This is a genomic window from Paenibacillus xylanilyticus (genome assembly GCF_013359935.1).
Classification (GTDB): Bacteria; Bacillota; Bacilli; order Paenibacillales; family Paenibacillaceae; genus Paenibacillus; species Paenibacillus xylanilyticus.
The window spans coordinates 284,346-297,053 of sequence record NZ_JABMCB010000192.1 but is presented as its reverse complement, the minus strand read 5'-3'; the positions used below and the strand labels follow the sequence as shown (position 1 = coordinate 297,053).

General features: G+C 47.1%; 9 protein-coding genes. 4 read left to right on the top strand and 5 right to left on the bottom strand.

Annotated elements, in window-relative coordinates:
- Window positions 1–125 precede the first annotated feature (125 nt).
- The gene (locus tag HP552_RS21245; protein WP_175397383.1) at window positions 126–770 is read left to right on the top strand and encodes a TetR/AcrR family transcriptional regulator; all 645 of its coding nucleotides are present in this window, start codon (window positions 126–128) and stop codon (window positions 768–770) included.
- A 67-nt stretch (window positions 771–837) separates the two neighbouring features.
- Here HP552_RS21245 and HP552_RS21240 read toward each other — a convergent pair whose 3' ends face one another.
- Entirely contained in the window at window positions 838–1,608 is a 771-nt protein-coding gene (locus tag HP552_RS21240; protein ID WP_175397382.1) for an SDR family NAD(P)-dependent oxidoreductase, read from the bottom strand.
- A gap of 441 nt (window positions 1,609–2,049) precedes the next feature.
- On the opposite strand from HP552_RS21240, the gene uppS reads away from it, so the two are divergent.
- Window positions 2,050–2,799 (top strand): undecaprenyl pyrophosphate synthase, encoded by a 750-nt coding sequence (gene uppS / locus HP552_RS21235; RefSeq protein ID WP_175397381.1) that lies wholly within the window; start codon window positions 2,050–2,052, stop codon window positions 2,797–2,799.
- A 526-nt stretch (window positions 2,800–3,325) separates the two neighbouring features.
- Here the strand turns inward: uppS and HP552_RS35455 are convergent.
- The 3 genes from HP552_RS35455 to hcp all read right to left on the bottom strand — a co-directional run bounded on the left by HP552_RS35455 (window position 3,326) and on the right by hcp (window position 7,288).
- Window positions 3,326–4,048 carry a collagen-like domain-containing protein gene (locus HP552_RS35455; protein ID WP_312884326.1) on the bottom strand — a complete coding sequence of 241 codons (723 nt, stop codon included), beginning with the start codon at window positions 4,046–4,048 and terminating at the stop codon, window positions 3,326–3,328.
- A gap of 335 nt (window positions 4,049–4,383) precedes the next feature.
- Window positions 4,384–5,775 (bottom strand): PTS sugar transporter subunit IIC, encoded by a 1,392-nt coding sequence (locus HP552_RS21225; RefSeq protein WP_175397379.1) that lies wholly within the window; start codon window positions 5,773–5,775, stop codon window positions 4,384–4,386.
- Between the two features lie 220 nt (window positions 5,776–5,995).
- Window positions 5,996–7,288 carry a hydroxylamine reductase gene (gene hcp, locus HP552_RS21220; protein ID WP_175397378.1) on the bottom strand — a complete coding sequence of 431 codons (1,293 nt, stop codon included), beginning with the start codon at window positions 7,286–7,288 and terminating at the stop codon, window positions 5,996–5,998.
- Window positions 7,289–7,660: 372 nt separating this feature from the next.
- Here hcp and HP552_RS21215 point away from each other — a divergent pair, with 372 nt between their 5' ends.
- Both HP552_RS21215 and HP552_RS21210 read left to right on the top strand, forming a co-directional pair.
- On the top strand, window positions 7,661–10,312 hold the full coding sequence (locus HP552_RS21215) for a cation-translocating P-type ATPase (RefSeq protein WP_175397377.1): 2,652 nt from the start codon (window positions 7,661–7,663) through the stop codon (window positions 10,310–10,312).
- A 248-nt stretch (window positions 10,313–10,560) separates the two neighbouring features.
- Complete coding sequence (locus HP552_RS21210) at window positions 10,561–11,901, top strand: MFS transporter (RefSeq protein ID WP_175397376.1); 1,341 nt, start codon at window positions 10,561–10,563, stop codon at window positions 11,899–11,901.
- Window positions 11,902–12,032: 131 nt separating this feature from the next.
- Here HP552_RS21210 and HP552_RS21205 read toward each other — a convergent pair whose 3' ends face one another.
- Window positions 12,033–12,689 carry a DUF2625 family protein gene (locus HP552_RS21205; RefSeq protein ID WP_175397375.1) on the bottom strand — a complete coding sequence of 219 codons (657 nt, stop codon included), beginning with the start codon at window positions 12,687–12,689 and terminating at the stop codon, window positions 12,033–12,035.
- Between the last annotated feature and the right edge of the window lie 19 nt (window positions 12,690–12,708).

The window sequence follows — 12,708 nt, the reverse complement described above, 5'->3', positions numbered from 1 at the left end:
TGGAGAATGCCACGCCATGGGCTATATACACCATTAAAGTCACCAGATTTTCACATATTTGTCTTGTAGCAAAAAAAATCAGCTTCATATTAGAAATATTATTGATAAGCAAAGGAGGGTGTGTAATGCATAAATCTGCTTCCGAATCAGACACAGATCGAAGAATTTACAAATCCAAACAGGCGCTAAAGGGTTCCTTGCTGGAATGGATGTCACGCAAACCGCTGGATAGCATTACCATTACCGATATTGTCAAATCTGCCGATTTGAATCGCAGTACATTTTACAAACATTATGTATACAAAGAAGACTTGCTGCGTGAGATTTTGACCGATGTGATCAATGACCTGATCGCCGCCTACCGGGCTCCTTATGAGCATTACCATGATTTTGAGATCAAGGATTTGAACGCTTCGGCCATCAAAATCTTCGACCATGTTCTTGTCAATTCCAGCTTTTATACCTTGCTTATTCATTCCCATATGCCTATGGGATTTCGGGACACTCTCTATGAAACGCTCATTACCCTGTATCTGCAGGACTTAACGGATATATCTCCAGATCCCAGGATCGACAAGGAACTCCTTGCCTGCTATCAGGCTAATGCCGTTCTGGGTCTTATTACGGGCTGGGTACAGAGCAATTTCAAATACAGTTCCACTTACATGGCTGAGCAGCTATTGGAATTTACTCGTATGAATCGCTCGAATGAGGTTTACCGCTCGAATCTGGCCCTGGCCCATGATCATAAACCAGGCTTGCCCATATAAAAAAGGTACCAGCTCTCATTCAACATGAGAGTGGTACCTCCGAATAGCTGCCATATTATCATGTAGTCTAGTTGCTAATCCAGCCCCCATCGACGGGGAGCTCAACGCCTGTAATAAATTTCGATTCATCTGAAGCCAGGAACAGATAGGCATTCGCGATGTCCATGGATTCTCCGGCATGCGGAGGCAAAGGCGCGAGATTTTTGTAATGCTCACCCATCTCCACTTGTGACTTGATGCCTGCTTTTTCCACCATGCCGGTAAATACAGCACCTGGATGTACAGAGTTAACCCGGATGTTGTCTTTCGCAAACCACTGTGCACCATGTTTGGTCAGTGAACGTACGGAGCCTTTGGAAGCACTATAGGCTGCGCCCTGCGCGTCTGCAATTCCGCCAATAATGGCAGCGATGGACGATGTATTAACAATAGAGCCTTGTCCATTCTTTTGCATGTAAGGAATAACGGCTTTCATACCTAGCCATACCCCTGTGCCATTTATGGACATGACCTTCTCCCAATCTTCCAGCTCGGCCTCCAAAATCCCCTTCGCTATATGAATTCCGGCATTGTTGACCAAAATATCTATTTTTCCGTATTTCGCTACTGTTTCTTTCACAACCGCGTTCCACGACTCGGGACTCGACACATCAAGCTTAAGCGCGATGGCTTCTCCGCCACTTGCCACGATGTGCTGCACCTGCTCTTCCAGAGCTTCAATAGCCACATCAGTAGCGACAACCTTAGCCCCTTCTCTGGCAAACAATTGAGCCCCTGCCAATCCCATGCCGCTCGCCGCACCTGTTATAATTGCAACTTTTCCAGTTAATCTGCCCATTTCATATCATCCTTTCCTATTTGAAGATGAACGCCTAATGAAGGCATTCAACTAGTAGACCCCTTTAGTATACGGATGAAATGAAAGCTCTTTCAATCAGCAAATGGGCAGGCTTTTGTGGGATAACCAATAGATAGATAGGGATCTGTTTACTTCCTAGATGATAATCCACAATATGGACGAGATATGTTGTTTTGACATCCAATCTACGAATATTGGTCTGAAGGGCGCGGGTACAGGACTAGCAAATGTGTTCTTTCTTCAAAAAGACCAGTCCATGTGGGCATACAGGCATATTCCTTTCTAACAATTTTCGTTTAAACTTTCAATCCATTCCTATATAATCATTATAAATTCTGGAAACCGTAGTAAACATCCGATGTATTACATCCAGCCAGACTGAACCTGTTCGCCAAGCGGATCATGTAGGAGGAATATACATTGAAATGGCTCTGTGTACATAAGGAAGACCATGATATCAGGAAAACCATAGACTGGAACGGTTACCTCCCTAAACATATTGCGATTATGATGGATGGAAATGGGCGCTGGGCTACGAGACGAGGACTCCCCCGAAGTGCCGGGCATTATGCGGGAATGCAGACGATGCGTGAAACGATCAGCATGTGCCACCGGAACGGAATCGCCTCTCTCACCCTTTATGCATTTTCAACGGAAAATTGGAAAAGACCCAAAGAGGAAGTTGACTATATCATTAATCTGGTCATTGAATTTGTAGAGGATGCTACCGTTCTCGAATTGAATCAAAATAATATCAAGGTCGAATTCATTGGCGATATATCCAAGTTCCCCCTTGATACACAGGAAGCCATGCGTAAAGTGGTTGATCTAACCCAAGCCAATAGCGGAATGACCGTCTACTTCGCCATGAACTATGGTGGAAAAAGCGATATTGTTCAAGCCATCAAACTGTGTGTGGAAGAACACAATGATGTCTCGAAGATCTCGGAAGCAGAATTTGAAAAGTTTCTATACACAGGCCACAATCCTGCCCCCGATTTGCTGATCCGAACAAGTGGAGAGAAACGTTTAAGCAACTTTTTGTTATGGCAGGCTGCCTACGCTGAGTTGTGGTTTACGGATGTGATGTGGCCGGACTTCAACGAGCAACTGTTATATGCAGCTATCCATGACTATCAACAACGCAAGCTGCGAGCATTAGACGCTTAGGACAAGTACACCTAGAGAAAGGTAATCGACTGCTTCGATTGGGTGTGGTCTATGCCCTCTCCTCTGATCATTTCAACGTCCCATCCGAGGCTCTCAAGCATCTGCTTATACCAATGCAGCTATCCAGCAGTATCCACGGTCACATTTCCAAACTCTTTACCATATCCTATGGTATCTTTCTCACCCGTAAAAGCAATCTTGGGATACTCATCTGTTCTTGAAATTATTATCCCAGCTGACCCCTTCCGGGCATTTCTGCTCCGAGTTTATTGAGGCTTGTCCTTGTCCTTCTTGGTTCAAGTTCAATTCCCCATGTTGCTACAAGCATCCTGATTCTCTTACTAAGACTTTGGGAGCTTGGCTTCGGAAACAGAGAGAACAGCGGCGATGTTCTTTAACTTCATCGTCCCGCTGCTCCCCAGCCCACGGTAATTCAAACTACCATTCGGAATAAATAGACTTATTGACTGGATAAAAGACATAAACTTTTATTTTATAATGACATAAACTATATTGAGAATCGGAATTAAGGAGTCAGTTTTAGTATTGTCACAGTGGTATTTAAATTGTTATGCAACTGTGCAGGAGTTGCATTCGCATTTACCAGCTGGATCGTCGTTGGAACTGTTGTGACCGTAATAATAACTTCTGCAGATATGGGTCCTCCTCCATTACCGGTGAATGGCACTGGTGTAATGGGGGTTCCATTCACTGTAAGGTTGAAATCAGCATTGCCCTGATTATGAATGGAAAAAGAGATAAAGTAACTTCCTGTTTCATTGATTGTTATCGTTGAGGATGGCGGCACGAAGGTAAATGCACCTCCAACATTAGACAAAACCCCGGTTAAAGTTATTGGTGCGTTTCCTGGAACTGTGTCAGTACCTGTGCCGGGATCTGCCCGAAAAACACTAAGGAAATCGGATATTCCAGCCCCTGCAGGGCCGGCAGGCCCTGTTGCTCCAGCTGGACCGGCTGGGCCTACTGCACCTGCAGGGCCAGCTGGGCCTACTGCACCTACGGGGCCGGCTGGGCCTACTGCACCTACGGGGCCAGCTGGGCCTACCGCACCGATCGCACCAGCAGGACCAACTGGTCCTTGTATACCAGGAATTCCTTGCGGTCCGATCGGCCCCGGTATCCCTTGAGCTCCTGTCGCCCCTTTGGGACCTATCGGTCCTAGTGGGCCAGGAATCCCTGGAGCACCTTGTGGTGCATTAACAACAACTTTAGGTTTAACCTTTACCACTTTTACCTTAACACCACAATGCAAATGTTTTTTAAATTTACGTCTACAAATTTGTTTCCCATGACGATTTATCAATCAACTCACCTCCGTGATATTTCTCCACATACTATGTGTAACAATCACTGAAGGCATAGACAACTAACTATATTCCAGAAAATCATAGTGCCCATTATGAGAAAGAGTTCTATATTAAACTATTGCTAGACATCTCATCCTTCTGCTGTTCAATGTCCAACTCCCTGGCATTTTAATGATTCTCAAATACCATTTTGTATTGAAAATCCGAATCAAGAACGCAGAGATAGCCCGCACCATATGGTGTGGGCTATCGTTTTTTACACTTGTTTGCTTTTCGCTGCCCTGCCTGCCATCCAATATGCAAGCAGCCCAGAAGCACAGAATGCCAGGAGCAAACCTATACAGGTATGCAGTACATTCAGTGTGCCGTCTTCCATGAAGGATGGGATTTCCAGAAGACTTGCCGATTCGCTTAAGGCGAATGATTTTACAGACAAAACCCCGAAATACAGGCCGCCTATAGCGCCACCAATCAGTGCTGCGTAAAAAGAAGCTCTCCTTCTCATATTGACGGCATAGATTGCAGGCTCCGGCACACCCAAAAGGGCAGTTCCTGCTGCCCAAAAAGCCAGTTTTCTGAACTCGGGCTCTCTGCTGCGCAGCCCGGCAGCCAGTGCCGCCCCTGCCTGAGCTATGTAGGCAACAAGCATAGCAGGAATAATAACGGAGAACCCGTTAACCATTAATTCATTAAGGATCAGGGGAAAGAGCCAATAATGTAATCCGGCAAGCAGCATTAATGCAAATACTGCTCCAAGCAGCATCACAGCTACAACCGGCGCATCACCAAGCAAGGAATTGACGGCAACCGGCATCCGCTTGTCAATCCATGCACCAATTGGACCAAGCACCATCAGAACCAATGGAACGAAGATTCCGAACGTTAACGCTGGAGCAAAAATTCCCTTCAGCCCCTTAGGGCTGATTCGTTCAACGACTCTTTCTACATAGGACGCCGCCAAGATCGTCATAATTATCCAGAGGGTCGCAGAGAAAAAGGCAGCCTGCGAAACCATTGGTACACCCATAAATTGAACTTCCTCTTCACCCGACAGGATATAGCTTATTTGCGGGTGAAACATCAATCCGCCGATGGCGGCAGCAACATACATATTGCTCTTTAACCGATACGCCGTACTCACAGCTACCAGGATCGGCAGCAGATAAAAAGCACTGTCTCCAATGGATTTGAATATCATATACGTCTGACTCTGCAGCAATGATGAGAGGTCCGAAGAGTTGTAAATGTTAATCAAAGCAATGAAGGCCAGCACGATCTTCAAGACTGCGGCTCCCAGAATGGCAGGCATTAACGGTTTGAACACCTCAGATATGAAATGTAAGATTGACAATGACTTTTGGTATGTACGCTTTGTTTCCCGTTGTGGGTGATCATGCGATATCTCCCCTGTGCTCATGTCCCTTAACAGACGATAATAATCGGAGGAATCATCTCTAAGGGTCAAGAAACATTCTCCACCTGTTATACGAATTGTTGCATCAAGGTCAGTGGCAGCAGGAACCGACATATCCACTTTTCTGCTATCTTCCAAGATCATTCTTGTCACTTGGTCTTCCCGTGTGAGCTGCTTTATGTTTTCCTTTCCACCTGCGAGTTTTAAGATCTCTTTCATTTTCCTGTCCATCATATGTACCTTCTCCTTATGCTGCGGTAACCCGAGTTTTATAATGTGCCCTTTCTATATACCCATTTCCATGAACAAACTTCAATAGGATATTCAAACTAATTTTCCTTTCATTTCATTACGAATTAGGCAAGGTATATGGACCTAAACTTCTCATAGTACAACAAAGAGCCCGCTTCCGCCGGCTCCCCATATCCTTTTATTTAATTCTCCTTACAATCCCTTATGACAATGCCAGCATGGCATTCATGTCTTCCTCTGCAGTTGTAATCAACTTCAGTCCGAACAAATCCACTAATACGTCCAATACACCAGATGATATAAACTCCGGCGGTTTGGGTCCAATACGAATGTCCTGAATGCCCAGGCTGAACAGCCCAAGCAGGATGGCTACCGCTTTCTGCTCAAACCACGACAACACAATGCTGACAGGCAGCTCATTCACCGTACAACCAAAAGCGTCTGCGAGAGCCAGGGCAATTTTCACAGTCGAACCAGAGTTGTTGCACTGCCCCAGATCGATATAACGTGGGATACCGGTGTCTCCGACCGTACCATAGTCCACATCATTGAAGCGGAACTTGCCGCAGGATGTAGTTAAAATCACTGTGTCGTTAGGCAGGGATGTCGCCAGTTCGCGATAGTAGTTTCCGCCTTTGCCCGGTGCATCACAGCCTGCAATGACGAAGAAACGACGGATATGTCCGTCTTTCACAGCCTGTATAATCTCTGGCGCCAGTCCAATGACAGTCTCATGGTGGTATCCGGTCGTTAATACCTGCTCGGACTGTATATCAGCCGCAGGCAACGACAATGCACGTTCAATGAGGGGCGAGAAATCATCGTCTATAATCTTGGCTACACCCTCCAGTCCGGCCACTTCGTACGAGAAGAATCGGTCGGCATATGTACCTTTGATGGGCATAACACAGTTTGTGGTCGCTAGAATGGCACCAGGGAATTGTTCAAACAATCGGCGCTGATCGTACCAGGCTTTACCGATATTACCTTTCAGATGAGCATATTTCTTGAGTGCCGGATAACCATGAGCAGGCAGCATCTCGGAATGAGTATACACATTGATACCCTTCCCTTCTGTCTGGCGAAGCAGCTCTTCCAGTGCATACAAATTGTGTCCAGTCACTACAATGCATTGTCCCTCAATCTGGTTCTGTGTGACGGTGATGGGCTCTGGAATACCAAATCTCTCCGTGTGTGCCCGGTCCAGCACATCCATGATTCGGATCGCTGCGTTTCCCACTTGCATGGCCATATCCAGATGTTCCTGAACATTAAAATTCGAATTGGTCAATGTCATGTACAGGGCTTCATGTGTAATTCGATCCACTTCCGGATCATGATATCCAAGCTGCCGTGCATGTGTCGCATAAGCGGCTATGCCTTTTAACGCAAAAATCATGGTATCCTGCAGACTGGCCACGGTTTCATTTTTACCACAGACCCCGACAACGGTACACCCGCCACTTGGTGTCTGTTCACACTGATAACAAAACATATCCATTCCTCCCACACCTGTTTCTGAATGATTCGCTGGTAATAGCGTAACAAACCCTCGGGAGACCAAGTGTGATGACGGACACAGTTCTAACATTTCACACTTTATTTTAAAATTCACAAACCATATGAACCTCTAATCTTCACTCCAGAACAATCTGATTTGTCAGACTCGCTGGCGTGGTCCATAAACATTTCAGTGATGCGTATTATTTCTGTGCATTACTAAAAATAATAAAATTAAAAATGAGGCATATCTAAGCTCCTTATGAAAAATACTGTGAACATAAAAAATATGGAAATGAAACGATTCTATATTTTGCCCGTAAGGGTAATACACAGAAGAAATCCATTTAATCAAGGAGCTGGTCAATTGCAACACTATAGACACAGTGCAGAGGAGACACTTCAAGAGTTGGATAGTTCCGCGAAGGGACTCACTGCCTCCGAAGCTGCAAAAAGACTTGAGACAGAAGGATATAACGAATTAAAAGGTAAAAATGCAACACCTGTTTGGAAGCTGTTTCTCGAAAACTTTAAAGATCCCATGGTCATCGTGCTGCTCATTGCAGCAGGTGTACAGGTTGTACTAGGACATCTGATTGAATCACTAATCATCTTTTTGGTCATCCTGTTGAATGCCGTGATCAGTGTCGTACAAACCAAAAAAGCGGAAAGCTCACTCGACGCCCTAAGGCAGATGTCTGCGCCTGAAGCCAAAGTGATCCGTGATGGCGAGAAAAAGACCATTCCGGCCAGGGAGCTTGTTCCCGGCGATATCGTTTTATTGGATGCGGGGGATTACGTGCCGGCAGACGGTCGCATTTTGGAATCCGGAAGCCTGAGAATCAATGAAGGCATGCTCACCGGGGAATCCGAAGCAGCGGAAAAACATGCGGATGCCATTCCGGAGGAAGCTCCCATCGGTGACCGGCGCAATATGGCCTTCAGCGGCTCACTGGTTGTATATGGGCGGGGCACTCTAGTAATTACCGGCACCGCGTTAAAAACCGAAATAGGCAAAATCGCCGAACTGATTGAAAATGCAGAAGCCAAAGAAACTCCGCTGCAGCGCAAATTGGAAGCCTTCAGCAAAAAACTGGGCTTCTTCATCCTGGGTCTGTCCATTCTTATTTTTGCCATTGAGGCAGGACGTGTCTGGTTAACGGAAGGCACGGACAACTTGGGTCCTTCGATCATCAATGCTCTGATGTTTGCCGTTGCTGTCGCGGTCGCCGCCATTCCTGAAGCCCTCTCCTCCATTGTGACGATTGTGCTGTCACTGGGAACGAATAAAATGGCCAAGCAGCATGCCATTATACGCCGTTTGCCTGCCGTGGAGGCACTCGGTTCTGCCAGCATTATCTGCACAGACAAAACAGGGACTCTTACTCAAAACAAGATGACGGTTGTGGATTATTATATCCCCCATGGCACCAAAGAGGAATTCCCCGACGACCCCGATCAGTGGTCTGAAGAGGAACGACGTTTGTTACATATTGCAGTGCTCTGCAATGATTCGAATATTAATCAGGAAGGCAAGGAACTGGGTGATCCCACCGAGGTCGCTCTCATTGCCTTCAGTAACCGTGTGAACAAGGACTATAACGAAATCCGGGACCAGTTCCCGCGGGAAGCGGAGCTTCCTTTTGACTCAGATCGGAAACTGATGAGTACGGTGCATACGTTTGAGGGACAGACAGCTTTGCTGACCAAAGGTGGCCCGGATGTGTTATTTAGCAGGTGTACTCATGTGTTCATGAACGGAGAGGTTCAGCCGCTTACACCTGAAATTCGTACACAATTTGAAGAGAAAAACGAAGCCTTTTCCAAGCGGGCCTTCCGCGTACTGGCGTATGCTTACAAAAGGTTTGATGACAAAAAACAGGTCACACCCGAGGACGAATATGATTTGATCCTCGTTGGACTGACAGCCATGATCGATCCGCCGCGTGAAGCTGTATACGGCTCCATTGAAGAGTCCATGAAGGCCGGCATTCGCACGATCATGATCACAGGGGATCACAAAACAACAGCCCAGGCAATTGGACGGGATATTGGACTTGCCGGACCTGATGACCTGGCCATTACCGGCGCCGAGCTGGATAAAATGTCGGATGAAGAGCTAGATCGACAGCTCGAACACATCTCGGTATATGCCCGGGTATCCCCTGAAAATAAAATCCGAATCGTGCGCGCATGGCAGCGCAAGGGTAAAATTGCAGCCATGACCGGAGACGGCGTCAATGACGCTCCTGCACTGAAGCAGGCCGACATCGGTGTAGCGATGGGCAGCGGAACAGACGTCGCCAAAGATGCGGCAGCCATGATTCTGACGGATGATAACTTTGTATCCATCGTTAACGCAGTCAGTGTGGGCCGTATGGTATTTGATAATATCAAAAAAGCCATAGCATACCTGTTTGCCGGTAACCTCGGGGCAATTATCGCCATTTTGTTTGCACTCGTCATCGGTTGGGTTAATCCGTTTACGGCATTACAGCTGCTCTTCATCAACTTGGTCAATGACTCCCTGCCTGCCATTGCACTAGGAACAGAAAAAGCTGAACCGGATGTTATGCGGCGCAAACCGCGTGATATCAATGAAGGGATCTTTGCCGGGGGTACCCTTCAAGCCGTCATTACACGTGGTGTACTGATTGGTGCGGCAGTTATTGTGTCTCAATATATCGGGCTTGGCATCTCTGAGGAAATGAGTGTAGCGATGGCCTTTACGACCCTGATTCTGGCACGGAGTCTGCAAACCTTTGCAGCGCGTTCCAACACTCAGACCATTTTCCAGGTAGGATTCACCACCAATAAATTGGTTCTTGGCTCGATCCTGGTTTGTCTCTGTCTCTACGGAATCACATTGATTCCGGGTGTGCGTGGGATCTTCGCCATTCCGGATACGTTTGGCTGGAACGAATTCCTGATTGCAGGAGGACTTGCTCTCCTCGCCGTCATTCTGATGGACGTCATCAAATGGATTCGCAACCGCGGCAAAACGGTCACTGCATCGTAAGAAGAAGATTCATATATTGGTGATTGGAAGTTGCTGTTTGGATTTATGCAAAATGCTCAACAAGGCGCCCCTAACACGGGTGCCTTTTGCTATAAGTATTGGTCTGTAACAGGACAATCGTCATCATTCTTGTCAATTCAGAGATCGATCAAATTTTATGACATTATTGCCATATGTACAGATTGAGCGTAAAATGGTTTATTGATTTTCATTATAGCTCAACTGAATCCATAGACAGGAATGGTAACGTGAAAGATAAAATTGTAATGCCTCTCTGGACATGCTGTCTGTTCATTGTTGTAATGAACACCACCATGTTTAATGTATCCCTGCCCGTCATTATTAACGATCTCCACATTACTTCTGATCTGGGCTCCTGGGTCATCTCAAGTTATTCGATCGGGTACGCTTTGTCGACCGTAATATTCAGTCGACTATCCGACCGGGTCCCGGTGCGCAAACTGCTGACGATTGGACTGCTGATTCTGGGCTTGTCTTCGTTACTCGGATTATTTGCGCATAGCTTTGCCATCCTGCTGCTGACACGCATTTTGCAATCCGCAGGTGCCGGGGTTATGGCCGGATTGGGTCTTGTCATCGCCAGCCGTTACATCCCGCTGGAACGACGCGGAGCCGCCATTGCCCTGATTTCTTCAGGAAGTGCCATGGCTTTTGGGCTAGGCCCTATTGTCGGCGGAGTCATCAGCGAATACTGGGGATGGAATGGACTTTTTGCGATTACGGTGCTGGTCCTGTTTGCCCTGCCTGTATTGCTCTATTTTCTCCCGCGTGAAACGGCCAATCCAGACAACACCTTCGATATGATCGGTGCAGTGTTGACAGTTATTAATGCAATCACACTTCTGGTCGCGATTACCCAGCAATCCTGGATCTGGTTTGCCATCGGTGTCCTATCTCTTGTGGTGCATATCGTGTATATCCGCAAAGCAAGCCTTCCATTTGTCAATCCGGATGTGTTCCGAACGCCGGGGTATACCCGGTTAATTGTGATCGGCTTCTGTGTTCTGGTGGTCAATCTCGGCAATCTGTTCCTGATGCCGCTTGTTCTGGCCGATCTGTTCGGACGCTCTTCGCTCACGATTGGTTTGCTCATAGCCCCGGGAGCCATTGTCGCGGCCTTCTGCACCCGTTTCGTGGGGCGCTGGATTGACCGTTACGGCAATATGCGTTTTCTGATGATTGGACATGTGCTGCTTGCAGGTGTACTCACGCTGTTTATGCTGGGACTGAGTCAGTCTGCTCTGATCATTACCGGTGGTTATCTCTTTTTCTCACCTGCACTTTCAGCCTCCATAGCTTCACTGAATAACGAAACGTCACGCATCCTTCCCAAAGCGCAGATCGGATCAGGGATGGGCATGCTTCAGTTGATTCAGTTCTTCGGCGGTTCGATGTCCGTAGCCGTCTGCGGACTGCTGTTACACAGTATTCCGGGCGTCCCGGTAGAAGAAGCCTATCATATTGTATATGGATGCCTGCTCCTGATTTGTCTGGTTTCGCTTGTTATCGTGGTTTGGCATAGCAAAACTTCCCATTCCGGGGCTGTACAGGGTAGTGCGGCTAAGTAATGCAACGCTTTCGAATCATCAATTAAACTAAAAAGAACACACAAACAGCCTGCACACAGTGCAGGCTATTTTTCCGCTTAGGTACGTTCAATTTCCCCGTTTAATTCAAGCCTTGGAATTCGTATCCCATACTATTTCCCATCCAGTGCAGCCTTCCAGGCTTCCTCCACCGCAATAGGTGCCTTGCTGCTGCTCTCCCCTCCGCCTTCTTGCGTCCAAAGGGGTGGGTAATAGGCAAATACTTGTCCTCTTTGAATCTGCGTCAGATCATTCTGCCATCCGTTCCAGCGAAAGGTCTGATAAAACTGTTCCAGATTGCCATTCGCCAGCCAGTTTATAAACCCCGAATAAGCAAGCTCCGTCGATTCCCATTCCAGTGTATCCGGTGCAAAATAGTATACCTCTCCAGTACGACCAAACTTGCCTGTATCCAGTGCGAAAAATCCGCCTGCCACATCGTAGGCAACCACCATCATGCCCTCCAAGGCCTGTACGCAGGGCTTGTCGCTCACACCATTCCAGCTGGTTAGACTCCCAAATATGCTCTCTCCGCCTGCACCCAGCAGCGTGATCCATCCATGATCCAGCACAATGCCTTCTGTCTCATAAGCAACGGCTCCCAGGTAGGATCTGGTGCTCACTTGAAGACGATAAAGCGTATCTTCCGCATCCTTGCGCTGCGCAGGAACGTACACGTATGTATTTTGTCCGCTGTCCAACAGCTCCTTTAATTCCTCCCAAGCGTGATTCTCCCGATCAACTAATTCTTCTGCAGATAATGTATGCAAAGTCCTTCTCCTTTCGGGA

Excerpts from the sequence above, each read along its gene's own strand:
- HP552_RS21245 (WP_175397383.1), top strand. The coding sequence starts at position 126 with ATGCATAAATCTGCTTCCGAATCAGACACAGATCGAAGAATTTACAAA.
- HP552_RS21240 (WP_175397382.1), bottom strand. The coding sequence starts at position 1,608 with ATGGGCAGATTAACTGGAAAAGTTGCAATTATAACAGGTGCGGCGAGC.
- HP552_RS21225 (WP_175397379.1), bottom strand. The coding sequence starts at position 5,775 with ATGATGGACAGGAAAATGAAAGAGATCTTAAAACTCGCAGGTGGAAAG.
- hcp (WP_175397378.1), bottom strand. The coding sequence starts at position 7,288 with ATGTTTTGTTATCAGTGTGAACAGACACCAAGTGGCGGGTGTACCGTT.